Annotated in this window: 18 protein-coding genes and 1 pseudogene; 10 read left to right on the plus strand and 9 right to left on the minus strand. The window is 68.5% G+C overall.

What is annotated here, in order from left to right; translation table 11 throughout:
• Positions 1 to 561 precede the first annotated feature (561 nt).
• A complete protein-coding gene (locus OG500_RS38235; protein WP_442907068.1) occupies positions 562 to 1,026 on the minus strand; it encodes an IS3 family transposase in 465 nt (154 codons plus the stop codon).
• A gap of 212 nt (positions 1,027 to 1,238) precedes the next feature.
• On the opposite strand from OG500_RS38235, the gene OG500_RS27355 reads away from it, so the two are divergent.
• The 7 genes and pseudogenes from OG500_RS27355 to OG500_RS27385 form a co-directional block, all read left to right on the plus strand.
• Entirely contained in the window at positions 1,239 to 3,674 is a 2,436-nt protein-coding gene (locus OG500_RS27355; RefSeq protein WP_329584031.1) for a type I restriction-modification system subunit M, read from the plus strand.
• Entirely contained in the window at positions 3,671 to 4,822 is a 1,152-nt protein-coding gene (locus OG500_RS27360; protein ID WP_329584033.1) for a restriction endonuclease subunit S, read from the plus strand. Before OG500_RS27355 ends, OG500_RS27360 begins: the two co-directional genes overlap by 4 nt.
• Positions 4,819 to 7,911: a type I restriction endonuclease subunit R gene (locus OG500_RS27365; protein WP_329584035.1), complete on the plus strand. Its 3,093-nt coding sequence runs from the start codon at positions 4,819 to 4,821 to the stop codon at positions 7,909 to 7,911. The genes OG500_RS27360 and OG500_RS27365 overlap by 4 nt, the downstream gene beginning before the upstream one ends.
• Complete coding sequence (locus OG500_RS27370; RefSeq protein WP_329584037.1) at positions 7,898 to 8,620, plus strand: M48 family metallopeptidase; 723 nt, start codon at positions 7,898 to 7,900, stop codon at positions 8,618 to 8,620. Before OG500_RS27365 ends, OG500_RS27370 begins: the two co-directional genes overlap by 14 nt.
• Positions 8,621 to 8,758: 138 nt before the next feature.
• Entirely contained in the window at positions 8,759 to 10,285 is a 1,527-nt protein-coding gene (locus OG500_RS27375) for an AAA family ATPase (RefSeq protein ID WP_329584038.1), read from the plus strand.
• A 20-nt stretch (positions 10,286 to 10,305) separates the two neighbouring features.
• Positions 10,306 to 11,142: an HNH endonuclease gene (locus tag OG500_RS27380; RefSeq protein ID WP_329584040.1), complete on the plus strand. Its 837-nt coding sequence runs from the start codon at positions 10,306 to 10,308 to the stop codon at positions 11,140 to 11,142.
• A 136-nt stretch (positions 11,143 to 11,278) separates the two neighbouring features.
• Positions 11,279 to 11,434 (plus strand): annotated as a pseudogene (locus OG500_RS27385) (DUF255 domain-containing protein); the annotation flags it as partial.
• 652 nt (positions 11,435 to 12,086) lie between these two features.
• Here OG500_RS27385 and glnA read toward each other — a convergent pair.
• Positions 12,087 to 13,502, minus strand: coding sequence for a type I glutamate--ammonia ligase (gene glnA, locus OG500_RS27390; protein WP_329584042.1), 1,416 nt, complete (start codon positions 13,500 to 13,502; stop codon positions 12,087 to 12,089).
• A gap of 305 nt (positions 13,503 to 13,807) precedes the next feature.
• Between glnA and OG500_RS27395 the strand changes: the two genes are divergently transcribed.
• Positions 13,808 to 14,275 (plus strand): RDD family protein, encoded by a 468-nt coding sequence (locus tag OG500_RS27395; protein WP_327069512.1) that lies wholly within the window; start codon positions 13,808 to 13,810, stop codon positions 14,273 to 14,275.
• 151 nt (positions 14,276 to 14,426) lie between these two features.
• Here OG500_RS27395 and OG500_RS27400 read toward each other — a convergent pair whose 3' ends face one another.
• From OG500_RS27400 to OG500_RS27415, 4 genes are all read right to left on the minus strand, one after another.
• Positions 14,427 to 15,116, minus strand: a complete 690-nt coding sequence (locus tag OG500_RS27400; protein ID WP_327069513.1) for a DUF4191 domain-containing protein — start codon at positions 15,114 to 15,116, stop codon at positions 14,427 to 14,429.
• A gap of 249 nt (positions 15,117 to 15,365) precedes the next feature.
• The gene (lipA, locus tag OG500_RS27405) at positions 15,366 to 16,319 is read right to left on the minus strand and encodes a lipoyl synthase (RefSeq protein ID WP_327069514.1); all 954 of its coding nucleotides are present in this window, start codon (positions 16,317 to 16,319) and stop codon (positions 15,366 to 15,368) included.
• A 178-nt stretch (positions 16,320 to 16,497) separates the two neighbouring features.
• Positions 16,498 to 17,268, minus strand: coding sequence for a lipoyl(octanoyl) transferase LipB (gene lipB, locus OG500_RS27410; RefSeq protein WP_327071705.1), 771 nt, complete (start codon positions 17,266 to 17,268; stop codon positions 16,498 to 16,500).
• A 144-nt stretch (positions 17,269 to 17,412) separates the two neighbouring features.
• The gene (locus OG500_RS27415; protein WP_327069515.1) at positions 17,413 to 19,401 is read right to left on the minus strand and encodes a helix-turn-helix domain-containing protein; all 1,989 of its coding nucleotides are present in this window, start codon (positions 19,399 to 19,401) and stop codon (positions 17,413 to 17,415) included.
• Between the two features lie 684 nt (positions 19,402 to 20,085).
• Here OG500_RS27415 and OG500_RS27420 point away from each other — a divergent pair.
• Positions 20,086 to 21,726: a regulator gene (locus OG500_RS27420; protein WP_442789365.1), complete on the plus strand. Its 1,641-nt coding sequence runs from the start codon at positions 20,086 to 20,088 to the stop codon at positions 21,724 to 21,726.
• A gap of 145 nt (positions 21,727 to 21,871) precedes the next feature.
• Here OG500_RS27420 and OG500_RS27425 read toward each other — a convergent pair whose 3' ends face one another.
• Together OG500_RS27425 and OG500_RS27430 are read right to left on the minus strand one after the other, a co-directional pair.
• Complete coding sequence (locus OG500_RS27425; protein WP_329584046.1) at positions 21,872 to 23,200, minus strand: NAD(P)/FAD-dependent oxidoreductase; 1,329 nt, start codon at positions 23,198 to 23,200, stop codon at positions 21,872 to 21,874.
• A gap of 226 nt (positions 23,201 to 23,426) precedes the next feature.
• The gene (locus OG500_RS27430; RefSeq protein WP_327069517.1) at positions 23,427 to 24,332 is read right to left on the minus strand and encodes a TIGR01777 family oxidoreductase; all 906 of its coding nucleotides are present in this window, start codon (positions 24,330 to 24,332) and stop codon (positions 23,427 to 23,429) included.
• Positions 24,333 to 24,439: 107 nt separating this feature from the next.
• Between OG500_RS27430 and OG500_RS27435 the strand changes: the two genes are divergently transcribed.
• The gene (locus OG500_RS27435) at positions 24,440 to 25,801 is read left to right on the plus strand and encodes a DUF2510 domain-containing protein (RefSeq protein ID WP_329584048.1); all 1,362 of its coding nucleotides are present in this window, start codon (positions 24,440 to 24,442) and stop codon (positions 25,799 to 25,801) included.
• Between the two features lie 41 nt (positions 25,802 to 25,842).
• Here OG500_RS27435 and OG500_RS27440 read toward each other — a convergent pair whose 3' ends face one another.
• Positions 25,843 to 26,358 carry a DUF4240 domain-containing protein gene (locus tag OG500_RS27440; RefSeq protein WP_327069519.1) on the minus strand — a complete coding sequence of 172 codons (516 nt, stop codon included), beginning with the start codon at positions 26,356 to 26,358 and terminating at the stop codon, positions 25,843 to 25,845.
• Between the last annotated feature and the right edge of the window lie 89 nt (positions 26,359 to 26,447).

The following is a 26,447-nucleotide window of genomic DNA, read 5'->3' on the forward strand; positions in this document are numbered from 1 at the left end:
TTTCGGCGGCGGGCTCCGAACCCGAGGGGCTTCTTGTACATAACCTTTGACCTGATCACTGCCCTTGTCGTTTCCGGGGCCTTCGCGACCGGGGTGCTCGTTTACCGCCGAACCGCACCGTCGGAGGGCGCGACCGCTCTGTCGAGAGGTGAACGACTGGCGCTCGCCCTCGGCGCGGCGGCCACCGTCATCGTGATTGGCGGCTACCTCGGGAACGGGTTCCGGGGCATCGAGCACAGCGCGAATGCACAGCTGGCGCGAGCCGTGGAAGCCGTGAAGCCTGGGGTCGGCCGGTAGGCGGTGCCGTGGCTGGCGGCACCCCGGGCGGTTCCTGCCTTCAGCGGGCGGGTTGTGGCTTGATGGACATGTACTGGGTAGTCGTGGTCGCTGTGATGGATGAGCCTCCCTGGCCATGCAGGCGCATCCCAGGTGATGAGGGCCAGGGCGGCGTCCGCGTGCTCGGAGGTGTGCCAGCCCACGATCCAGCGGGAGAAGGCGTCGCGGATCGTGGCCAGTCGCCACGGGGCCCTCGCCGGTGGGGACGAGCGAGATGTCGGCGACCTACAGCCGGTTCGGAGCGTCGGCGGTGAAATCGCGCTGGACCAGGTCCGGGGTGAGGTCGTCCGTTGGTCGTGGCGGGTGAACGAGCGGGGGCCGGCGCGGGCTGACGCCCTGGAGGCAGGCCTGGCGCATCAGGGGCTCGACCCGCTTGCGGCCGACGTGAGTGACCTCGCGCCGAAAGGCGGCGTGGATGTAGTGAATCCGCCCGGTCAGCTCGGCGTCGTACCGTCTGCGTTCGCAGGGCTCGTGGACGCGGAGCGCCAGCGGTGGTAGGGGGAGGCGGGGGATGTGCAGTTCCCGGAGGACGGGCTCGGCTCCGAAGCGGTGCTGGTGCTCGTCGATGAGCCTCAGTACCGTCGCCGGGTGGGGTCGAGCTCCTGGGCAAAAAAACCGAAGTGGCCTTGAGGAGCTCGCACGAGCACCGCAGATCGGCGTTCTCCTTGCGTAGAGCGGTGAGCTCGACATGCGTCCTTGGGCGCCGGATGGTACCGGGATCCTTCGTCACCTCCCGGCGCTATCGTTGAGACACTCAGCTTGAGCATCACCGGTAGTGATGATGCGGTCGCGCATGGACACACGAAGGATGGGCGCCGAAGGATGGACAGGCCACACGTACACCCTGCCGTGGAATCGCGGTCTGGCTCTGGTCTCGACGCAATCGATGGGGTGACGTGGTAGTGGCCCTCAAGAAGTCTGACCTGTACAGCTCGCTCTGGCGGAGCTGCGACGAGTTGCGCGGCGGAATGGATGCCGGCCAGTACAAGGACTACATCCTGACGCTGCTGTTCGTGAAGTATGTGACGGACAAGGCCAAGTCCGATCCGAACTCCCTGATCGACGTCCCCGCCGGCGGATCCTTCGATGACATGGTCGCTCTCAAGGGCGATAAGGAGATCGGCGACAAGATCAACAAGATCATCGGCAAGCTCGCTGAGGCCAACGGACTCGAGAAGGTCATCGACCTGGCCGACTTCAACGACGAGGAGAAGCTCGGCAAGGGCAAGGAGATGCAGGATCGCCTCTCCAAGCTGGTGGCGATTTTCGCTGTTCTCGACTTCCGAGGTAGCCGCGCTGAGGGCGACGACCTGCTTGGCGACGCCTACGAATACCTGATGCGGCACTTCGCAACGGAGTCGGGCAAATCGAAGGGGCAGTTCTACACTCCGGCCGAAGTCTCGCGGGTGCTCGCCAAGGTCGTCGGTATCGGATCGGGCACCCGACAGGACCAAACGGTCTACGACCCCACGTGCGGGTCCGGCTCGTTGCTCCTCAAGGTCGCTGACGAGGCTCCACGCGGCCTCACCATTTATGGCCAGGAGAAGGACAACGCCACGTGGGCGCTGGCCCAGATGAACATGATCCTCCACGGCTACGAGGACCGTGAAATCCGCAAGGGCGACACGATCACCAGCCCACAGTTCACCCAGGGCGCACGGCTACAGACCTTCGACTTCGCCGTCGCCAATCCGCCGTTCTCTATCAAGTCATGGGGAAACGGCCTGGAGAACGACTACGGTCGCTTCGAGTTCGGTCGGCCGCCGGAGAAGAACGGCGACTACGCCTTCCTCCTGCACGTCCTCAAGTCCCTCAAGAGCAACGGCAAGGCCGCAGTCATCTTGCCGCACGGTGTGCTGTTCCGTGGTCACGCCGAAGCGAGCATTCGTAGAGAGCTGTTGCGTCGCGGCTACATCAAGGGCATTATCGGCCTGCCCGCGAACCTCTTCTACGGCACCGGCATTCCAGCCTGCATCGTCATCCTCGACAAGGAGAATGCCCACGCGCGCACTGGCGTCTTCATGATCGATGCTTCCAAGGGTTTCATGAAGGACGGCAACAAGAATCGCCTTCGGAGTCAGGACATCCACAAGATCGTCGACGTCTTCAACAAGCAGACTGAGATCGAGCGCTATTCGCAAATGGTGGCGCTCCACGAGATTGCTGACCCGAAGAACGACTACAACCTCAACATCCCGCGGTACATCGATTCCTCCGATCCAGAAGACATCCAGGACCTTCACGCCCACATGAAGGGCGGGATCCCGGACCGCGACCTGGATGCACTCGACGGGTACTGGGAGGCATTCCCAAGCCTTCGTCACACGCTCTTCAAGCCAAACCGCTCTGGCTATAGCGATCTGGCTGTCAGCGTGGCTGAGGTACAACAGGCCATCCTGGACTCCGACGAGTTCCAGAAGTTCGCTATGGACGTCCGTGGACAGGTTGACGACTGGTTCGCCGCGCACCGGCCGGCCCTGCAAGTGCTCAACCCGGACACCCTCCCCAAGGATCTGATCGCTGGCATCAGTGACGATCTACTGGCCCGGTTCAAGAACACCCCTCTGGTCGACGGGTACGACGTCTACGAGCAGCTCATGACTTATTGGCACGGCGTCATGCACGACGACGTCTTCCTCGTCATGAACGACGGGTGGTGTGAGGCGGCGAAGCCCCGCAAGACCATCGAGGACAAGGAGCGCAAGCTCTCTGAGACCCCGGACCTTGTCATTGGCTCAGGGCGCAGTGCCATCAAGTACAAGATGGACCTCATCCCGCCAGCGCTAGTGCTCGCCCGTTACTTTGCGGAGGAGCAGGCCAAGGTTGATTCACTGCATGCGGCGGCCGAAGAGGCAAGCCGCGCTGTCGAGGAGTACATCGAGGAGCACGCCGTGGAGGACGGCCTACTTGCTGAGGCAATGGACGATGGCAAGATCTCCAAGCCGCTTGCTTCGACGCGACTCAAGGCGGCCCGATATCAGGGAGCCGACGTGGAGGAGATCACGGCGCTGCAGTACCTGGTCAAGCTGTACAACGAAGAGGCTGTCGCCAAGAAGGCCGCCAAGGAGTCTCAGGCCGCGCTCGATCTGGCAACCCTCAAGAAGTATGGTGATCTCACCGAGCCTCAAATCAAGCAGCTTGTACTCGACGACAAGTGGCATACGACGATCGCGGAGCGCGTCGCTCAGGTTGTCAACTCACTGACCTTGGCGCTGGTGGCGCGTATTCAGGAACTGGGCGAGCGATACGCGGAGACGGTCAGCTCGCTAAATGCCACATTGAGGATGCTCGAAGCGAAAGTCGCCGGCCACCTTGAAATGATGGGGGTGGAACAGTGACCGGCTGGCGAACGACCCATCTCGGAGCAGTGGTGACGCTCCAGCGTGGCTTCGATCTTCCGTCAAGGCTCCGGCGCCGCGGTACGACTCCGATCGTGAGCTCATCTGGAATCAGCGGATGGCACGACCAGCCGATGGTCAAGGCACCGGGAGTCGTGACGGGCCGATATGGAACCATTGGAGAGGTCTTTTTCGAAGAGGTCGACTTCTGGCCACTCAACACCACCCTGTGGGTCTCCAATTTCCATGGGAATGACAAGCGCTTCGTTTATTACCTGTTGCAGCGGATCAACTTCGCAGCACACAGTGGAAAGAGCGGGGTGCCTGGAGTCAATCGTAACGACCTCCACAGCGAATTGGTCTCCCTGCCACTATCGGTCGATGACCAGAGGGTAATCGCCGATGCTCTGAGCGATTGCGACAATCTGATCTCTGCACTAGAGCGCCAGATCGCCAAGGAGCGGGCGATTAAGCAAGGCATGATGCAGCAGCTCCTGACCGGTCGGACACGCCTGCAGGGGTTCGAGGGCGTCTGGGAGTATCATCTTGTTGCTGAGATGGGGGATGTCCTTGCTGGCAAGGCACTGAACGTCAGCGGTGCTGGAGCCTTGCGTCCCTACCTTCGGACAAAGAACGTGCTTGATGGGCGAATCGATCTAGAGGACGTTCTATGGATGCCTATGACAGATGTCGAGTTTGAACGCTTTCGCATTGAATGCGGGGATGTTCTACTCAATGAAGGCCAGTCTCTAGAGCTCGTTGGTCGCTGCTCCATTTACAGCGGTGAATTCGGAACTCCCTGCGCAATGCAGAATCAGCTGCTCCGATTTCGATCCTACCCGGGGACGTCTCCCGAATTCGCTGCACATCTCTTTCGGTATTGCCAGTGGGCGGGGGCGTTTTCTGTTATCGCTACGAAGACTACCTCGGTTGCGCATCTAGGCAGCTCAAGGCTTAGCAATCTTCGTCTTCTTTGGCCTACTGATCGACGCGAACAGGCGGCGATTGCTGAGGTGTTGTCTGATATGGATGCCGAAATCACTGCCCATGAGGTCCGTCTCGATAAGGCGCGCGCTGTCAAGCAAGGCATGATGCAACAGCTCCTGACAGGCCGCACTCGCCTTCCCGTCATGGAGAGCGCAGCGTGAGCAACGTCGGCCAGTCGGAGCGCAAGACTCAAGACCGTGTCGTCAAGCTGTTCCGAGACTCGTTGGGCTACGAGTACCTAGGCAACTGGGAGCACCGCGCGGCAAACTCCAACGTTGATGTGGAGCTGCTCACTCAAAACCTCCGCACCCGGGGCTACAGCGACAACCTCATCAACAAGGCGATCGACGACCTGAAGAGCGACGCATCGCTCGGTGGGGGACGCGACCTGTATGAAGCGAACCGGGACGTCTACGGCCTGCTCCGGTACGGGGTGAAGGTTAAGCCTGGTTTCGGCGAGCAGGTGGAGACGGTGTGGCTCATCGATTGGGCGAACCCCGAAGCGAATCACTTCGCCCTGGCCGAGGAAGTAACGGTTCTGGGGCAGCACACCAAGCGCCCGGACATCGTGTTGTACGTCAACGGCATCGCCTTCGGGACGATCGAATTCAAGCGCTCGAAGGTCGCCGTCTCTGACGGCATCCGGCAGAGCATCGGGAATCAGCGTCCTGAGTTCATTCGGTCGTTCTTTACCACGGTGCAGCTCGTCATGGCCGGCAACGACGTAGAGGGGTTGCGTTACAGCGCCATCGACACGCCAGAGAAGCACTGGTTGGCGTGGCGTGAGCCGTCCGACATTGAAGATCCCCTCGACCGTTCCTTGGTGCAACTCTGCTCGAAGGGGCGCCTGCTCGAGCTGGTTCACGACTTCATGGTCTTCGACTCAGGACAGAAGAAGACGTGTCGACACAACCAGTACTTTGGCGTCAAGGCGGCTCAGGAGCGGATCGCCAAGCGGGAGGGCGGCATCATTTGGCACACCCAGGGCTCCGGTAAGTCCCTGACGATGGTGTGGCTGGCCAATTGGATCCGGGAATCTCAAGTCGGGACGAACCCACGGGTCTTGCTGATTACTGATCGGACCGAACTGGATGAGCAGATCGAAAAGGTCTTCCATGGGGTCGGGAAGGAAATCTACCGAACCAAGAGCGGCCCTGGCCTCCTCGCCGCGTTGAATGCGGACGAGAAGTGGCTGATCTGCTCGCTGGTTCACAAGTTCCGCGGCTCGGAAGACGAAGCTGTCCGCGATGAAGCTGAGAGTGAGTTCATCCGTGAACTGAGAGCAACCGTCCCCAAAGACTTCCGGGCCAAGGGCAACCTCTTCGTCTTCGTGGACGAAGCCCACCGTACGCAGTCCGGCAAGATGCACGACGCCATGAAGGCCCTCATGCCTGGCGCCATGTTCATCGGCTTCACGGGCACGCCCCTCCTCAAGGAGGACAAGGACACCACTGTCCAGCGGTTCGGCGGCTTCATCCACACCTACAAGTTCAACGAGGGCATTGCGGACGGCGTCGTGCTCGACTTGCGGTACGAGGCTCGCAACATCGACCAGGACCTGACCTCGCCGACGAAGGTCGACCAGTGGTTCGAGGCCAAGACCCGCGGTATGACGGACCTGTCTCGCGCTGAGCTCAAGAAGCGCTGGGGCACCGTTCAGAAGGTCGCCAGTTCGGAGCCACGGGCCCGGCAGATAGTCAATGACATCCTGTTCGACATGGAGGTCAAGCCGCGTCTGGCGGATGGCCGCGGCAACGCTATCCTCGTCAGTCAGAGCATTTACCAGGCGTGCAAGCTCTACGAGCTGTTTACCCAGGCCGGGTTCAAGGGCAAGTGCGCCATCATCACGTCGTACACACCGCAGGCGAGTGATATCGCTAAGGAAGACTCAGGCCACGGCGCAACCGAGCGGCTGCGCCAGTACGAGATCTATCGGCGGATGCTCGCAGACCACTTCAACGAGCCTGCCGACAAGGCGATGGGCAAGGTCGAGCAGTTCGAAAAGGACGTCAAGGAACGTTTCGTCAAGGAACCGGGCCAGATGCGGCTGCTCATCGTCGTCGACAAGCTTCTGACCGGCTTCGATGCCCCAAGCGCTACGTACCTGTACATCGATAAGAAGATGCAGGACCATGGTCTGTTCCAGGCGATCTGCCGGGTCAACCGCCTCGACGGCGAGGACAAGGACTACGGCTACATCGTCGATTACCGTGACCTGTTCAACTCCCTTGAGTCCGCGATCAAGGACTACACCAGCGGTGCTCTTGAAGGCTACGAAGCGAAGGACGTACAAGGGCTGCTGTCAGACCGGATCGATAAGGCCCGGGATAACCTCAATGAGGCACTGGAGAAGATCCGGGCGCTCTGTGAGCCGGTCGAACCACCGAAGGGCACCCTCCAGTACCAGCAGTACTTCTGCTCCCGGGAGCATGGCAACGTTGGCCAGTTGAAGGCTAACGAACCCAAGCGGGTCGAGCTCTACAAGTCCGTGGCAGCCGTGACCCGCGCATACGGCAACCTCGCCAACGAAATGCAGGCCGCTGGGTTCAGCGACGCCGAAGCCGCAGCGATCAAGGGAGAGATTGCTCACTACGCCGACGTGCGTGCCGAGGTGAAGCTCGGCGCTGGCGAGAACGTCGATTTCAAGCAGTACGAGGCCGGTATGCGGCATTTGCTGGACACGTACATCAGCGCCAGCCCCTCCGAGGTCGTCTCCGATTTCGAGGAAGCCGGCCTGATGCAGTTGATCGTCGAGATGCGATCCGGCGCGCTAGAGAGGCTTCCCGCGGGTATCAGGAGGAACCCGGAAGCGGTTGCGGCAACGATTGCCAACAACATGCGCATGGTGATCATCGATGAGCACCCGATGAACCCGAAGTACTACGACAAGATGTCGGAGCTGCTCGACGCCATTCTCGAAGAGCGGCGGCAGGGGGCCCTGGACTACAAGGATTACCTTGCGAAGCTCCTGGAGCATGCGTCCAAGATCGGCAAGGGCGAGTCAAGCACCAAGTATCCGGAGTGGGCTGACAATGGTGGCCGCCGAGCCCTGATTGATTTCTTCGATCCGTCACCGGAGCTGGCCGTGGTCGTGGACACCACCGTCCTTCACACCAAGCCCGACTCGTGGGTGGGCAACGCGATGAAGGAGAAGAAGGTCAGGCGCGCGCTCGCTCAAGCTCTGACCTCCGACTTCGACAGGTTTGATGAGCTCATGGATCTGCTAAAGGCACGCCATGAGTACCGCTAGTACTTCTCTCACCATCCGTGGCATCGACATCGATGTCGTCTACAAGAACATCAAGAACCTGCACATCGGTGTGTATCCACCCTCGGGACGCGTCCGTGTGGCGGCGCCGCACCAGCTCGACGATGAGCAGGTGCGACTCGCTGTGATCCAACGCCTGCCGTGGATCAGAGAGAAGCGCGAGCAGCTTCGGTCGGCTGCACGGCAGTCCGTGCGAGAGATGGTCACGGGCGAGTCGCACTACGTGTGGGGGGTCCGCCGCAGGATGAAGGTCGTGGAGCGTCCTGGGCGGGCTCACTTCGAGCTGGACGGTGAGCGGCTGCTCCTGTACGTCCAGGCCGGCACCACGGCTGAACGGCGGCGGGAGCTGCTCGACCGCTGGTGCCGGGAGCAGCTTCGGCACGTGATCCCGGACTTGATCGCCAAGTGGGAACCCGTCCTTGAGGTGTCGGTGCCGCGGTGGAACATCAAGCGCATGAAAACCAAGTGGGGATCGTGTAATCGCGAGACCGGGCAGATTTGGTTCAATGTGGAGCTCTCCAAAAAACATCCAGGTTGCCTCGAATACGTTGTTGTTCACGAGATGGTGCACTATCTCGAACGCAACCATGGCGAACGCTTCATCGAGCTCATGGAGAGATTCATGCCGAATTGGCGGATTTTTCGCGACCGGCTAAATGAAGCGCCCCTCGCAGAGGAAGAGTGGGCGTGACGATGGCGTGATTCGCCAGTTTGGTGCGCGCCCTTGAACCGGCGACGTCGCGATCGTTCTGTCGGAGCGGGGCGATAGGATTCGAACTCAGTTCGACCGAAGTGCGGGTGTCCGCCGCAGAATCGGAGGATCGACCCGGTGAAGTTCATTGTCCTACCCCAAGATGCGCCAGTGCGCTCAGGCCCCGAGGCTGCGGTCCTAGTGGCCGATGACTGGGATGACTTCGGTTTCCGTACCAGCTATACGCTTTGGTACCGAGACTCGCAGAAGCAGACGAACCTAGGTTTTGTCAAGGTCGCCGTCGCCGGGCAGGGGGACGGCCCCAGCCCTATCCGTGCCGGGGTTTACGATGGCTCGCCACCGGGTGAACTCTTCTCCCTCGGGCAGAGCGACCACTACTACGACAACATCAAGAAGCTCGGACACGACAGACGGGAAGAGATCCTTCGAGGGCTCTCTGACGTTGCCTACAACCCCGACCTTCTTGAGACTGCTATGCAGTACCCAGTGACACGCTCATCACTGTTGCGGACGGTTGAGGAACAGACGGTCAGGGCGCAGTTTAACCGGATCGCCCGTGGCGGAGTCCGGCTAACCGAGTACCGGTTCCGCTACACCGCACCGGGGCATGGCGCTGAGAGCACTCTCGACTTCAAGGTCGATCCTGACTCCAGGCCGTCCAGCAATATCCACGCCCTCATCGGCCGCAACGGGGTTGGCAAGACGACTTTGCTGCGGAATCTCGCCGCTGCGGTTGTCTTGCCCGAGAGGCACGCGGAATTCGGCCGCGTGGATGTGCTCCCGACGTCTACGTCCCCAGACGGCGAGCGGTTTGTGAACGTGGTGTCAGTCACCTTCAGCGCGTTCGATCCCTTCGTCGAAATGGTCGAGGAGAGTGATCCCCGAGCGGTGAAGTACACCTACGTCGGCCTGCAAAGCACTTCGCTCGATGATCTGTCTACCGGCACCCAGCAGCAACGACTGCAAGCGGCCTTCAGCGCTGGAGTCCACGCCATCATCGACTCGCGTGACCTCATGCGCTGGCGCGACACCATGATGCTGCTAAGCCGTGACCCGCAGTTCGCAGACTCCGCTATCGCGGCCTACGCCCGAGACATACGGGCCGGCATGAAAGTCACGGACTCCGACGTGCGTGACCTGGCCGCTGCCTTTGGGCGGATGAGCTCAGGTCACGCGATTGTGGTACTGACCATGACACAGCTCGTGCGTCTTGTGGCGGAGCAGTCTCTAGTCCTGGTGGACGAGCCCGAGGCCCACTTGCATCCGCCACTGCTGGCTTCCTTCATACAGGCATTGTCTAGCTTGTTGGCCGACCGCAACGGTGTCGCCGTAGTCGCTACACATTCGCCTGTCGTGCTACAGGCGATGCCGCAGTCCTGCGTCTACAAGCTTATACGCCAAGGCGAGAGTAGCCGCGTCGAGCGCCCTCAGATTGAGACGTACGGTGAGAACGTCGGCGTGCTGACCCACGAGGTATTCGGGCTCGAGGTGATGGAGTCTGGCTTCTATGCGGAGATCGGCAGGGCGGTGGCCGCGCTGGATTCATACGAAGAAGTCCTCGCCCATTTTGACGGCAAGCTCGGCGGAGAGGCAAAGGGGCTGGTCCGGATCCTCCTCGCAGAGAAGACGGATGGTCCCCTCTGATGTGGCCCCTGGAGGTCCCCATGCGGAAGGCAAGTGATAGCTACCAGGCATGCGTCGCCCGCAGCACCACGGCGGAAGGGCGGCGCGAGCGGCTGCTCAAGGCGGCTGACACCGTGCGGAAGGCCAGCCAGATGCTGCGCGAAGCCGCGGCTGCCAGGGACCTGCACGACCTTGACGCGAAGGACTTTACGGTTCCTGAGATTGCTGGTGGCACCTTCGTGGAATGGGTGTACGAAAACGGCATGCAGACCGTCGGGGGGCGGGTAATTCGCGACGAGCTGATGGCCGCTCCACCCAACGAACGGTGCCCGTTGTGCCGACAGGGCACCGTCCGCCAGCTCGACCACTTCATGCCGAAGAGCCTCTTCCCTGCACTGTGCGTGGATCCGCTCAACCTGGTCCCCGTCTGTGAGCGGTGTAATTTAATCAAGGGCAATAAGCGTCCGGATAATGCAGAGAACACGATCCTGCATCCATACCTCGACCGGATCTCCCATGAGAGCTGGCTGGACGCACGTACGATCCATGATTTCGGCACAGTGCAACTGCGTTTCTTCGTCAGCCCACCGGCGTCCTGGGATGCCACACTCACCACGCGGGTCAAGAACCACTTCACGCTCTTCGAGCTCGGGAAGCGCTATGCCATCGAAGCCAACCGCGCGATCTCCGATGTGACGTACGGTGTCGACAAGCAGCGCAAACGCGGTGGTGCATGCATGGTCCGTGACTACCTACGGGAGCAAGCAGAGACCCGGCTCGCCGTCGACCTCAACAGCTGTGAAGGCGTCACCTACCGGACGCTCGCAGCCGACGATCTCTACTGCCACGGTCCCTCGACGCAAGAGCCTACCAACTGAGGTCAACGCCTCGCAGTCGACATCTATGTCTTGCCATGTGGCGCGGGCTGACCTTGCCCCAGTGGGTCTGTAGGGCTGGACACACCTGTCTCTCGGAAACTGGGCTGGACAGTCCGGATCGTGCGACGATGCCGGTATGAACCGACTCGCGAACGCGACGTCGCCGTACCTGCTCCAGCACGCCTCCAATCCGGTGGATTGGTGGCCATGGGGGGAGGAGGCGATGACAGAAGCTAAGCGGCGGGACGTGCCCATCCTCTTGAGTGTGGGTTACGCGTCCTGCCACTTATGCTTCTGCTAGTTTCCACTGGTGCCGCGTGATGGCACACAAGTCGCCTCGCTCGAAGTCCAAGGTCCGAGGTCGATCCGGTCGGTTAGCCCTGGGAGGGCTGCTGGGACTGTCCAGGTCTGATCACCGGGCGAGGCTGCTGTGTTGGTGGAGACTTTGGGACGCGGACGGTCGCCCGGCGATACCTAGTGGCCCTGGTCCGTTCCGGTTGGCCACTCCGGTGCATGCCGCCCGTCCCGCCGCTCCGGCGGGGCCGCCGGCACCGTTCCGGTTCTCAGGAGGGGGTCTCCGTAGGCGTATTTTCCATTCGATGTCTTCCCACCGTCGTCGCGCTCAGCCCTCTTGGCGCTCTGCGGTAGAAGATCGCCGGTGGTAGCGCTGCCGTTTTGGAGGTACAGCTCGAACTCGGCGTGCGCAACAAGATCCTCGGTGCCGACTTCCCCTCCGGCGAGGGCCGCCTGTCGGCCCATGCACGGGAGAAGCTGTCGGGCTCGGCGGCCTGCGGGCCCGTTCTCCGTTTCGCACCCATTTCACATCGCGAGCCGTCGGACGGCCGACGGCGCGTCCGAAGACAGCGTATCCGCAGGTCAGGAGGGTGCCTGACCTGCGGAAACGCTGAGAGATAGAACTGCGTTTCCGCAGCTCGGAGGCACTCCTACAGGTCGAAGTACAGCTCGAACTCGTGCGGGTGCGGCCGCAGGGCGATCGGGGCGATCTCGTTGGTGCGCTTGTAGTCGATCCAGGTCTCGATCAGGTCGGGCGTGAAGACGCCGCCCGCGAGGAGGTACTCGTGGTCCTCCTCGAGGGCCTCCAGGACGGCGGGGAGGGAGGAGGGGACCTGCGGGACGCCGGCGTGCTCGTCGGGGGCGAGCTCGTAGAGGTCCTTGTCGACCGGCTGGAGGGGCTCGATCTTGTTCTTGATGCCGTCCAGGCCCGCCATCAGCATGGCCGAGAAGGCGAGGTAGGGGTTGGACGACGGGTCGGGCGCGCGGAACTCGATGCGCTTGGCCTTGGCGTTGGAGCCGGTGATCGGGATGCGGATCGCGGCGGAGCGGTTGCGCTGCGAGTAGACCAGGTTGACCGGGGCCTCGAAGCCGGGGACCAGGCGGTGGTAGGAGTTCACCGAGGGGTTGGTGAAGGCCAGCAGCGAGGGCGCGTGCTTCAGCAGGCCGCCGATGTAGTAGCGGGCGATGTCGGACAGGCCCGCGTAGCCCTGCTCGTCGTAGAAGAGCGGCGAGCCGTCGACCCAGAGCGACTGGTGCACGTGCATGCCGGAGCCGTTGTCGCCGAAGATCGGCTTGGGCATGAAGGTGGCCGTCTTGCCGTTCCGCCAGGCCACGTTCTTGATGATGTACTTGAACAGCATCAGGTCGTCGGCCGCGTGCAGCAGGGTGTTGAACTTGTAGTTGATCTCGGCCTGGCCCGCGGTGCCCACCTCGTGGTGCTGACGCTCCACCTGCAGGCCGGAGTTGGCGAGCTCCAGGGACATCTCGGCGCGCAGGTCGGCGAAGTGGTCGACGGGCGGGGTCGGGAAGTAGCCGCCCTTGTACTTGACCTTGTAGCCGCGGTTGCCGCCCTCCTCGATCCGGCCGCTGTTCCACGCGCCGGCCTCGGAGTCGATGTGGTAGTACGAGGCGTTCGCGCTGGTCTCGAAGCGGGCCTCGTCGAAGACGTAGAACTCGGCCTCGGGGCCGAAGAAGGCGGTGTCGGCGATGCCGGAGGAGGCGAGGTAGGCCTCGGCCTTCTTGGCCACGTTGCGCGGGTCGCGGCTGTACGCCTCGCCGGTGATCGGGTCCTGGATGAAGAAGTTGATGTTGAGGTGCTTGTCCTTGCGGAACGGGTCGAGCCGTGCCGTGGCCAGGTCGGGCACCAGGGCCATGTCCGACTCGTGGATCGCCTGGAAGCCGCGGATCGAGGAGCCGTCGAACATCAGCGTCTCGGCGGGGTCGAAGGTGGCCGCGGGGACGGCGAAGTGCTGCATCACGCCTGGCAGGTCGCAGAATCGCACATCGACGAACTTGATGTCGTTCTCGGCGATGTAGGACTTGACCTCATCGGCATCCTGGAACATGACTGTCCTCCTCTGCCCGGCCGCGCTGACCGGGACCAGACCTGCACGGACCAGTCGTCCCAACCGGCCGTGGTGCGGCTCACCATAGGAACAGGCCGTTTCCTTGCGGTGACCCAATCGTTTCACCCATGTTAACCAGCGGGCCCGAACGGGCGGCAAAGTCACTCGGGTGGGGGCAAAAGGGGCCCCCGGCAGCGCCGTTCGCTGCAAGTGGTCTGGACCACTTGAAAGGGGCCCGCCACGCGGATTCACTCGCAGGGGGAGTCGGCGCCGATCCGCCCGGTAAGCCCGGCTACTGTGGGTTCGTGGACAGTAGAGAAGCACTGGGATCGTGGTTGGACGGCCCGAAGGCCGCCGCCGAGCGGATGGGCGCCGACTTCGGCTACCGCGGTGAGCGGCTGGGCCGCCCGCGCTCGGGTCCCGGCTCGATGGCGGGCCCGCTGCGGCGGATCGGCGCACTCTGCGTGGACGGCTGGATCGCCAGCCTGATCGCCTACGGCACGCTCGCCCACGGCGACCCGGCCAAGGCCAACCTGCTGAGCCTGCCGCTCTTCTTCGCGATGAGCGCGCTGCTGCTCTCCACCACCGGGACCAGCATCGGCAAGCGGCTGTTCGGTCTGCGGGTGGTGCGGCTGGACGGCGGACGGGCGAGCATCCCGCAGATGCTGCTGCGCACCCTGCTGCTCTGCCTGGTGGTGCCGGCGGCGGTCTGGGACCGTGACCAGCGCGGCCTGCACGACAAGGCGGTCGGGACGGTCGAGGTCCGGATCTGACACCGGAGTCGGACAAGGAGCAGCAACAACAACAGCAGCAGTAACAGCAAGCAGCAGGAGCAAAAGGAAAGGCCCCGCCGAGGCGGGGCCTTTTGCGTGGGTGTGCCCGGTCGGCCGGGTGGGCCGGGGCGGGCGAGGGGGTGGGTGGGGCTCAGCGAGCCTGGCCGCCCTTGGGCATCCGGGCACCCTTGGGCATCGGGCCCTTGGGGATCGGCGCCTTCGACAGCATGTCGCCCAGCGCACGCAGCCGGTCGTTGGTCTCGGTGACCTGGGCGGGGGTGATCGAGCGGGGCAGGCGCATCAGGTGGACCTGCAGCTTCTTCAGCGGCACCTCGCCCGGGCCGTCGCCGACCATGATGTCGTGCACCGGCACGTCGGCCACCACGCGGGCCATCTTCCGCTTCTCGGCGGCGAGCAGCGGGCGCACCCGGTTCGGGTTGCCCTCGCCGATCAGCGCGATGCCGGGCCGGCCGACCGCGCGGTAGACCGCGTCCTGGTTGCGGGTGACGGCCACCGGGGTCGGGTTGGCGTTCCAGCCACGCCGGATGTTGTTCAGCACGGCCGCCGCAGCGCCCGGCTGGCCCTCCATCTGACCGAAGGCCGCCCGCTCGGCCCGTCGGCCGAACACGATGGCCGAGGCCAGGAAAGCCACGATGAAGCCCAGGATCCCCAGGTAGATGGGGTGACCGATCAGGAAACCGATGGCGAGGAACACGCCGAAGGTGAGGAGGCCGACGCCTCCGATGATCAGGCCGATCTTGGTGTCGACCTTCTTGGTCATGATGTACGCCTGGCGGATCTGCTTGAGTCGCCCAGGAGTCTCGGATGTTTCCCTCGCCATGATGGTCATGGTACGTGGCGCGGACATCGGATATCGAAGCCCGGTACCGATTCGGTCCAACCGAGCAGGAAATCGTTACGGGCCGCCACCCGTCGCCAGCCCCGGGTCACCTCGCGGGCGTCCCCTCGCGAGCATCCCCAGCCGCCAGCCGCCAGCCGCCAGCCGCCAGCCGCCAGCCGCCAGCCGTCGGCCGGATACGCCGGTGGGGCCCGGAGCGTGCTCCGGGCCCCACCACGCGTCAGGCGCGCGTCAGACCGTCGTGCGCGCGCGGTGCTCCAGCGCCTGGCGGTACAGCCGGCCGGCGCGGTAGGAGGAGCGCACCAGCGGCCCGGACATCACGCCGGCGAAGCCGAGCTCCTCGGCCTCCTCCTGCAGCTCCACGAACTCCTGCGGCTTGACCCAGCGCTCCACGGGGTGGTGGCGCACCGAGGGGCGCAGGTACTGGGTGATGGTGATCAGCTCGCAGCCCGCCCCGACCAGGTCGGCCAGCGCCTGGCTGACCTCCTCGCGGGTCTCGCCCATGCCCAGGATCAGGTTGGACTTGGTCACCAGGCCCGCGGCCCGCGCCTGCGTGATGACGTCCAGCGAGCGCTCGTAGCGGAACGCCGGGCGGATCCGCTTGAAGATCCGCGGCACCGTCTCGACGTTGTGCGCCAGTACCTCGGGACGCGAGGAGAAGACCTCGGCCAGCTGCTCGGGCACCGCGTTGAAGTCCGGGATCAGCAGCTCGACGCCGGTGCGACCGGCGGCCCGCTCGGCGGTCATCGCGTGCACCTGGCGAACCGTCTCGGCGTACAGCCAGGCGCCGCCGTCGGCCAGGTCGTCGCGGGCGACGCCGGTGATGGTGGCGTAGTTGAGGTCCATGGTGACGATCGACTCGGCCACCCGGCGCGGCTCGTCACGGTCGAACTCGGCGGGCTTGCCGGTGTCGATCTGGCAGAAGTCGCAGCGCCGGGTGCACTGGTCCCCGCCGATCAGGAAGGTCGCCTCACGGTCCTCCCAGCACTCGAAGATGTTGGGGCAGCCGGCCTCCTGGCAGACCGTGTGCAGCCCCTCCTTCTTCACCAGCGACTGGAGGGCGTTGTACTCCGGGCCCATCTTCGCCCGGGTCTTGATCCACTCGGGCTTCCGCTCGATGGGGGTCTCGCTGTTGCGGACCTCCAGGCGGAGAAGCTTCCTGCCGTCGGGCGCGACAGCGGACACGTGCGGCTCCTATGAACGAAGTGGGACGGGGTACCCCAGGGTACGCCTCTGCTTGTGCGGCCTGTGCTGGGCGTGTGCCCCGCATTCGCAGGGCAACAGCGCTCGGCACCGGGAGATTCCCGAGCGCCCCGGTGCTCGGACAGGGTCTCAGCGGGCCAGCGCGGGCTCGGGCAGGGCCTCAGCGGGCCAGCGCGGGCTCGGGCAGCGCGGCGAAGACCTCGGCCAGCCGCCGCTCCACCACCGGCGCCACCTCGGCGACGGTCACGTCGCGGCCCAGCTCGGTGGAGAGCGAGCCGACGCCTGCGTCCCGGATGCCGCACGGGATGATCCGGTCGAACCAGGTCATGTCCGGGTTGCAGTTGAGCGCGAACCCGTGCATCGTCACGCCGCGCGCCACCCGGACCCCGATCGCGGCGAGCTTGCGGTCGTCCCCGCGCTGTCCGGCGTTGGAGGGCGCGTACTCGGGGCCGGCCAGGCGCGGGTCGATGCCCAGCGGCAGGCCCAGGCGCAGGGTCAGCTTGCCGATGTCGATCACCTTGGCCGGGTCGACGGCGGCGTCGGGCAGCTCCTGGCCCAGCACCCAGACCCCGCTGCGGCCCTCCACCCTGCTGCTGGTGACGCCGAGGTCGCCACAGGCCCGGATCAGCGCCTCCTCCAGCCGGCGGACGTAGGCGACCACGTCCATCGGCTCCGGCAGCTTGACGATGGGGTAGCCGACCAGCTGCCCGGGGCCGTGCCAGGTGCCCTCGCCGCCCCGGTTGACCTGCACCACCGGGGTGTCGTCCAGCGGCAGGTCCTCGGGCTTGGTGCGCTTGCCGGCGGTGAAGACCGGCGGGTGTTCGAGCAGCAGCACGGTGTCGGGGATCTCGTCGGCCAGCCGCAGCGCGTGCAGCCGCTGCTGCTCCTCCCACGCCTCCTGGTACGGCACCGCGCCCTCGCCGATGCGCATCCGGACGAACCGCACGTTCTCGCTCACCGCTGCTCCTTGCCCAGGCGTTCGCGACCGACCGCGACCCAACCTCGCCACTGTACGCCCGCTCGATCTGATGTCCGAGAGGGGTCGCGGGGCACCCGGACGGCCCTGCGGGCGGGCTCAGGCCAGCAGCTGCAGGCGCAGCGCCAGCTGCAGCTCCAGCGCCCGCTCCGGCTCCTGCCAGTCGGCCCCGAGCAGCTGTCCCACCCGGTCCAGGCGCTGGACGACGGTGTTCACGTGCACGTGCAGCTCGTCCTTGGCCCGGGTCAGGCTGCCGCCGCAGGCGAAGTAGGCCCGCAGCGTGTGCACCAGCTCGGTGCCCCGGCGCGCGTCGTAGGCCAGCAGCGGTCCGAGCGTGCGGGTGACGAAGCCGCTCACCTGGTGCCCGTCGCCGAGCAGCACGCCGAGGAAGCCCAGCGACTCGACCGAGGCCCCCTGTCCGGCCCGGCCCAGCACCCGCAGCGCGCGCACGCAGCGCCGGCCCTCGGCGCAGGCGGCCGCGAGGGCCGGCGGCCCGGTGGCGGGGCGTCCGGCGCCCACCGTCACGGGTCCGCCGGTCAGCCTGGCCAGCCGCTCGGCGGCCTCCCGGGCGGCCTGTTCGGGCGGGCCGGCGGCGTCCTGCGGGAGCAGCAGCACCACCGCCTCGTCGTGCTCGGCGCTCACCCCGCGGGCGCCGCCCCGGCCGCGCAGCCCGAACAGGTACTGCGCGGCGGCGCCGGCGAGCCGGGCCCGCCCGTCCGGCTCGGCCTCGGCGACCAGCAGCAGGTGGCCGCGGGCGAGGTCCACCCCGAGGCGGCGCCCGCGGGCCAGCAGCCCGGCCTGGTCGCGGTCGGGGGAGGTCAGCAGGTCGGTGAGCAGTTCGCCGCGGACCCGGTTCTCGCCCTCGGCGACCGAGCGGCGCAGCAGCAGGAGCAGCGCGGTCACCACGCCGGCCCGTTCGAACAGCCGCCGGTCCGGGTCGTCCAGCGCGTCCGGCCCGCGCAGCACCAGGCTGCCCAGCGGCTCCTGCCCGGCCAGCACCGCGTGCACCCATCCGCCGTCGTGCCGCACCGCCCGCCCCTCGGTGCGCGAGCGCTCCACGGCCTCGGCCAGTCGGCGCGGCGCGGTCTGACGGCCCGACAGCGGGTGCCCCTCGGCGTCGTGGACCGCGACCTCGCCGCCCAGCAGGGTGGCCATCTCGGCGGCCAGCTCCGCCAGGTCGGCGCCGCGCAGCACCAGGTCGGTGAGCCGGTCGTGGGCCTGCTCGGCGCGCTGGACGGCGGTCGCGTGCGCCTGGATGACGGTGTTGGCGGTGTTCAACCCGGCGTTGGCGGCGTTCAGTTCGGCCAGCGCCGTGCGGGTGTCGGCCAGCACGCCCGCGGTGTCCAGGGCGACCGCGGCGTGCGCGGCCAGCGAGCAGAGCAGGGCCACCTGGTCGGGCGCGAAGACGCGCGGCGCGCGGTCGGCGGCGAACAGCACCCCGATCACCCTGGGGCCTGTCTCGGAAGGGTCGGCGCCCACCAGCAGCGGCACCCCGAGGATCGCCACCAGACCCTCCTCCAGCACCCCGGCGTCGATCCGGCCGGTGTGCCGGAACCGCTCGTCGGTGCGGTAGTCGCCGGTCGCGTACGGCCGGGCCCGCTGCGCGACCAGGCCGCCCAGGCCGTCCCCGAGGCCCAGCCGCAACCCTTGGAAGAGTGGCGAGACCGAGCCGTCGGTGACCCGCATGTAGGTGTCCCCGGCCGCCGGGTCGGGCAGCGTCAGGTAGGCGGTGTCGGTGCCCAGCAGCTGCCGGGCCCGGCGCACGATCGCGCGCAGCACCGCGTCCAGGTCGCGGGAGGCGGCCAGGTCGGTGGCGGTGTCGAAGAGCGCCGTCAACTCGACCTCACGGCGCCGATGCTGACGCAGCGTCCGGTGCACCCGCAGCGCCTGCCGGGTGCCCTCCTCCAGCTCGGCGAGCACGGCGGGGGAGGCGCCCAGACGGCGGGCCTCGGCGAGCACCTCGGGGAAGTCCTCGGCGGCGGCCCCGGCGGCGAGCAGGTCGAGCAGCCGTCGCAGCGCCGGGGCGGCGGTGTTGACGGACGGGTCGCCGGCGGTGTCGCCGGCGGGTGGGGCGCCGGGGTCGTCCATGGTGCCCGACATGCTGTCAGATCACGGCGCCGGTCGGGAAGGCCGTGACGTGTGCTCCGCCGCCACAGTCATCGGCACACGAGTAGCGGTGAAAGCCATGGTGGGAGGGCGCGCTCGGGGCGCGCGCGGCCCAAACCCCGAGCGCCGCACCTTCCTCAGAACGGACGCGTGCTCTTCACCCGTTCGGAGGATTGCCCGCCCAGATCCACCCATAGCGCCCGAATGCTCGCTACATTCACGCCGATTCCCGACAGGGGCGTCGCGCACGGCACCGGGGGGCCGGACCGCGGCGTCCGAGAGGTGTTGACTGACATGTCCCAACGGCCTGCAACCGACAGCCCGGCCTACGATCCGCTCGACCCGCTGGCCCCGCACGAACGGCGTGGCGAGCCGGACCGTTCCGGCGCGCCCGCCCTGCCCTCGCAACGCCAGGACGGCTCGCCGCTCGCCGACCGCCGCGCGCACCGGCCGGACGACCAGCACAGCCAGCAGCACGACCAGCACGATCTGGACGACCAGCACGATCTGGACGACCAGCACCGGCTGGACGACCAGCACGGTCCGGACGGCCAGCACCGGCTGGACGATCTGGACGGCGAGGACGCACTGCACGAGCCGCGCCCCCTGGAGGGTCGGCCCGGCCTGGACGACGACGACCTCCAGCACCGCCCCGACGACCATCCGCTGGGGCCGGCCGAGCTCCACCACAGCCCACCGGGCGAGACCCCGGCCCGCGCCGAGTCCGCCCGCGCGCAGAACCCGCTGCTCGCCGCGCTGATCGAGGAGGCCGGCTTCTCGCACGCGGGCCTGGCCCGCCGGGTCGACCAGCTGGGCCTGGAGCACGGGCTCGACCTGCGCTACGACAAGACCTCGGTCACCCGCTGGCTGCGCGGTCAGCAGCCCAGGGGCGCCACCCCCGCCCTGATCGCGGAGGTCTTCACCCGGCGGCTCGGCCGGCGGCTGTCCGCCCAGGACATCGGCCTGGACGCCTGCGCCCCGGTCTACGCGGGCCTGGAGTTCGCCGAGACCCCGCAGGAGGCCGTGGACATCGTCGCCAGCATGTGGCGCAAGGACACCGGGCCGCAGTCCGAGCTGCGCCGGATCGCCTTCACCCCGGCCGGCCTGGTGGTGCCCAGCCGGGACTGGCTGATCGGCCGCAGCGACGAGCAGGTGGCCCGGGACGGTTCGGCGGGCATCTACGTCGCCGGACCGGACGGCCCGCTGGCCCGGCTCGACCCGGCCGTGGACCACGCCGACCCGCCGCCCCGCGGGGCCGGGCCCGCCGCGCCCCGGGTCACCCCGGCGGGGCGGGTGCCCTCGCAGGCACGGCGACCGCTGGTCTCCGGCACCAGGACGGCGACCCTGCCGGCCCAGGCCGGCCCGGCCGAGGCGAGCGCGCGGGTGGCCCGCGCGGGTCTGCGGGTCGGGCGCGGCGACATCGCCGCCGTCCGGGCGGTCGGCGACCTGTTCCGCGCGCTGGACAACGCCTACGGCGGCGGCCACGCCCGCCAGGCGCTGGTGCGCTACCTGGAGAGCGAGGCCGAGCCGATGCTGCGGGGCCGCTACGGCGAGCAGATCGGCCGGGCGCTGTTCGCCGCCGTCGCCGACCTCACCAGGCTGGCCGGCTGGACGTCCTTCGACATCGCCGCGCACGGCCTGGCGCAGCGCTACTTCGTCCAGGCGCTGCGGCTCTCCCAGGCGGCCGGCGACCGGGTGCTCGGCGGCCATGTGCTGATCACCATGAGCCAGCAGGCGGTGCACCTCGGCCACGGCCGGGAGGCGGTCCAGCTGGCCAGGGTGGCGCAGCAGGGCGTCGGCACCGCGGCCCCGGCCACCATCCAGGCGCTGATGCACGCCGCCGAGGCGCGCGGGCACGGCGTCCTGGGCGACGCCCGCTCGTGCACCACGGCGCTGGTCCGCTCCGAGCGGGCCCTCGCGCTCGCCCGCAGCGGCGACGACCTGCCCAGCTGGGCCCGCTACTTCGACGAGGCCCAGCTCGCCGACGAGTTCGCCCACTGCTACCGGGACCTCCAGCAGTGGCGCCCGGCCGCCCAGCACGCGGAGAAGTCGCTGCGGCTGCGCGGCGCCGCCTACGCGCGCAGCCGGGTCTTCTGCCGGATCGTGCTGGCCGCCGCCCGGCTCGGCATGGGCGACCTGGACGAGTCCTGCGCGCTGGCCACCGAGGCGCTGCGCGCGGCTGGGGAGATGCGCTCGGCCCGCACGGTGGAGTACCTGCGCGACTTCCACCGCCGGCTGGCCCCCTACCGCGGCAGCCCGGCGGCCCGCGCCTTTGAGGAGTCGGCCCGGCAGGCGGGGGTGATCTGAGCGCCCATCGGCCACCGACCGCGCTGAGCTGCCGCTGCGCCGGCTTCACCGCCGCCCCCTTAACCGGTGTGGCGGCGGTGAAGCCCTCGGCGTGGACGAGCAGGTCGATCGTGCTGCCCGGGCTCCCGTCGGCCGGTCCGAACGCTCAGGCCGCCCGTGCCTGGCTGACCTCGGTCGACCGGGACACGTCCAGGTCGCGCAGCACCGCCTCGGCGGCCCGCCGCCCTGACACCAGCGCACCCTGGGCGCTGCTGGTGTCCCGGTGGTCGCCGCAGACGTAGAGCCCGGCCAGCACCCGCACCGGGCGGCGCAGGTTGTGCGGTGGCGGCATCGCCGGTACCGCGTCCGGCAGGTGGCGCACGCTCAGGAACTCCCACTCGCGCGTCGACACCCCGTAGAGCTCGGTCAGCCGCGCGCGCACCGCCGGTTCCAGGGCGGCGGGCCCGCCGGTGCCGAAGGCGCGGCGGCCGAGCACGGTGGTGGCCACCAGCGTGCGGCCCGCCGGGGCGTAGGACGCGTGCACCTGGCTGAGCACCAGCGAGTGCGAGACGGGCGCGGGTCCGTGTGTGCGGTCGCCGTCCAGCAGCAGCACCGCCTCCTCCAGCGGCGTCCCGGCGGCGGTGTGGTAGTAGGTCGTCACCGGGTGGAAGTCGGGTAACCGCAGGCCCGGCAGCAGCTCGGCCGCCGACCGGGCGTCGGTGGCCAGCACCACGGCGCGCGCGCCGAGGCGTCCGTGCTCCTCGGTCCACACCCCGTCCGCGCCGACCGCCGTCACCCGCACGCCCAGCCGCACCGTGCCCGCCGGCAGGCCGGCGGCCAGCTGTTCGGGGACGGCCGCGGTGCCGGCGGCGGGCAGCGCGAGGTGACCGCGGGCGTAGCCGCGCAGCACCAGGTCGGCGACCCGGCTGCTGGTGCCGAGCGCCGGGTCGCTGAGCAGCGCGGTGAGCAGTGGGCGCAGGAAGCCGTCCACCATCTTGGGCGGCAGTCCGCGCTCCGCCAGCGCGCGGGCGGTACTGGTCTCGGGGCGGGCCAGCAGCCGCTGGGCCGGGGCGGCGGCCAGCCGGCTGAGCGCCGACCCCAGCCGGGCCTTCTCCAGCGGGCTGCCCAGTGGTGAGCGGCTGGTGGCCTGGCGGGCGGTCGGCAGGTGCGGGTCGCCGACCCGGTAGCGGCGTCCACCGCTGTGCACCAGCACGCCGGGGGCCAGCGGGCGCAGTTCCAACCCGTCCAGGTCGAGTCGGCGCACCAGCTCGGGGAAGCCGGTGTTGAGCAGTTGACCACCGTGGTCCAGCCGGTAGCCGTCCAGGTGGTGGCCGGCCATCCGGCCGCCGATCCGCTCGGTCGCCTCCAGCACCTGGACGTCCAGTCCGGCGGAGGTCAGCGACCGGGCGGCGGCCAGGCCGGCCAGACCCGCACCGACGACGATCACATCGGGGTCGTCGTCGCGGTTGCGGCGGGTGATGTCCTGTGGCGTCACGAGCGAGCTCCCTCCCTGGTCCCGGAGCTCCGGCCGGCGGACGGCTGCGGGGTGCCGGGACGGTTCCCCGGGGTGATGCCCCGTCAGAAGCTTGATCAGGCAAGGGCATTGGCCCGGATCGATGGGCTCCGCCCTGCGCCGGTAGCACGCCTGGGGGCATGCGCGGGCGCCGTGCGCCGTAGCGTGCGCCCCTCTGCGCGCTGCGCCGGCAGCGGACGGACCCGGCTCAGAGCGCGGCGCGCACCGCCTGGTCGACCTCCGGGTGGGCGAAGGCGAACCCCGCCGCCAGCAGCTTGGCCGGCAGCACCCGGTGGCTGCCCACCACCTCCACCGCCATCTCGCCCAGCGCCAGCTGCAACGCGAACTCCGGTACCGGGAAAGGCGTCGGGCGCCGCAGCACCCGGCCCAGCGAGGCGGTGAGCTCGGCGTTGGTCACCGGCTCCGGCGCAGTCAGGTTGACCGGACCGGTCAGCTCCGGGTGGTCGATCAGGAACCGCAGCGCGGCGACCTGGTCGGCCAGCGAGATGAAGCTCCAGTACTGCTGCCCGGAGCCCAGCCGGCCGCCGAGCCCCAGTTTGAAGAGCGGGAACAGCCGCCCGCCGGCACCGCCGGCCGCGCTGAGCACCAGCCCGGTGCGCGGGTGGACCACCCGGATCCCGGCGTCGGCGGCGGGCTGCGCCGCGCCCTCCCAGTCCATGCAGACCCGGGCCAGGAAGTCGTCCCCGGCCGGTGCCGTCTCGTCGATCGGCCGGGCCCCGGTCTGCCCGTAGTACCCGACGGCCGAGCCGCTGACCAGCACGGCGGGCGGGGTGTCCAGGGTCGGCAGCACGGTGGCCAGCGTGCGGGTGCCGAGCACCCGGCTGTCGTGGATCTCCTGTTTGTAGGCGGGGGTCCAGCGGCGCTCGGCCACCCCGGCGCCCGCCAGGTGCACCACCGCCCCGGTGCCCTCCAGGCCGGCCCGGTCCAGCTCGCCGCGGGCCGGGTTCCAGCCGATCGCCACCGAGCCGTCGGGCCGCGGGCCCAGCGCCTGGCGGTGGCGCACCAGCCGTACCACCTGGTGGCCGTCGGCCAGCAGCGAGCGGACGAGGGCGGAGCCGATCAGGCCCGAGGAACCGGTGACAGCGATGCGCATGCCGCCATCCTGGCAGGACCCGGCGGCCGGGCGGACCGCGACCCGCCTGCGCGCCGCTGGTCGGGGCACCGCTGACGTGGGTTCACCGGGCCCGATACGGTACGGCGGTGAGCAACTTCACCCCTCCCGGCTGGTACCCCGACCCGGAGCCCGCCGCAGGCGCACACGGCGCCCGCGAGCGCTTCTGGGACGGTACGGCGTGGACCGCCCGCACCCGGCCGCTGCCGCCGTCGGGTGCGCCGTTCGCCACGGCCCCGCACGGGAGCCGGGACGGGGCCGCGCCGCCGTCGGCCGTCCCGCCGCCCGGAGCCGTCCCGACGGCCCCGCCGCTTGGAGCCGTCCTACCGCCCGGAGCCGTCCCGCCGGCCCCGCCGCTCGCCCCCGCACCGGCCCCCCAGCCGTCCGCCCGGCCGGTGGTCGCCGGTCCCGCCGAGCCGCCCAGCTCGCTCTCCGACGCCTCCCCGGCCTACGGCCATCCGGCCATACCCGAGCCGGCCGAGGGCATCGGCTACGGCTACCCCGCGCCGGTTGCGACCCCGGCCCAGGCCCCGGCCCAGCCGCAGGCCCCCGCGCCGCTGCTGCCGGGCCCCGCGGCGGTGCCGCCGCCCTTCGGCTACCGGTCGCCCGGCTACCCGGCACCGCCGCCCGCCCGCAGGCGCACCGGCCTGATCGTCGGAGCGCTGGCGGGGGCGCTGATCGTGGTGGTGCTCACGGTCGGGGTCTCGATCGTGTTCCTGCACAGCAGTCGCAGCAGGCCCGTCGCCGCGGCGCTGCCGCCCGCCGCCGGCCACGGCCCGCTGCCGAGCGCCACCGGCCCGTCCGGCAACGGCGCACCCGTGCGCCCCACCGGCCCCGCCACCACGCCCGCCGGGCCGCCGTCGGCCGGGGCCGGCGCCCTCCCGCCCGGCATCCCCGCCCCCGGCACGGCCTCGCCGGGCAGTGTCCCGCCGGACGCGTCCCCGGCCTCGCCCGGCGCCGGACCGGTGCCGGACGCCGCGCACAACTGGAGCGTCCCGCTGCCCCAGGGCTGGTCCGTCGCCCAGCACGACGCCGCCACCACCCTCCTGCTGGTCACCGGCCCCTACCAGTGCGCCACCCCGGGCGGCTGCGTGCGCGGCAACTTCGAGATCGACAGCAGGACGGCGAGCGGCCCGGACGCGCAGACGGTGGCCCGCCAGACCATGTCCGACTACGCGCCGCAGCTCTTCGGCCAGCTCGACTCGCACGAGGAGCTGGCCAGCGGACCGGTCACGGTGGCCGGGCAGAGCGGCTTCGCGGTCCGCTGGCACGTGGTGCCCGCCCAGGCCGGCCCCGGCTACCTGCTGCTGATCGCCCTGCCGGCCCCCGGCGGCGGCTTCACCACCATGGTGGGCTCGGTGGACGACGACCCGCAGGCCCCGGGCCCCGCCGTGCTGGACCAGATCGCCACCGGCATCCAGCCGGCGGCCACCGCCCCGAACGCCACCTGAGCGCCCGGACGCCGGCCGGCGTCCGGGCGCTCAGGTGCGCCTCAATCCCCGTAGATCTCCCACAACTTGGGGAATCGTTTCGCCATCTCCGCACCGTCGGCGAAGTCGAACCGCGGCCCCTCGGGCAGCCGGGGCTGGTTGTTGCCCAGGTCCGGCAGCGGCAGCCCGGTCAGCTGCTCGTGCGCCTCGTCGGCGGCGTAGCCGAACTCCTCGGCGTCGCCGTCCTCCTCCTCGTCGAAGTCGGGCACCAGCTCCGCCAGGTCGTCCGGGTGGTAGAGCGCCCCCTCGAACACCTCCCGGCCCTGCGCGATCAGCCAGCAGCGGAAGTAGTCGAAGGCGTCCTCCGACGCGCCGCCCAGCATCAGGTAGGCGGCACCCCACAGCTCCCGGGTGTACGCGCGCTGGAACCGCGCCTCGAACAGTCGCGCGAAGTCGATCACCTCGTCCGGCGTCAGCTGCGCGAGCCGCTCCACCAGCAGGTCGGCCTGGTCGTCCGGATCACCGTCGGCGGCGTCGCGGCACTCGTCGATGATCTGCCAGAAGTCCGTCTCGTACATCACCGCTCCAGCATCCCTGTTCTACGTGGCAAACGCACACCATCCGCGCCCGCGCCACTCGCGCCACGCCCCCGGTTCGGGTGAACGGG

The organism is Kitasatospora sp. NBC_01250 (assembly GCF_036226465.1).
Taxonomy (GTDB): domain Bacteria; phylum Actinomycetota; class Actinomycetes; order Streptomycetales; family Streptomycetaceae; genus Kitasatospora.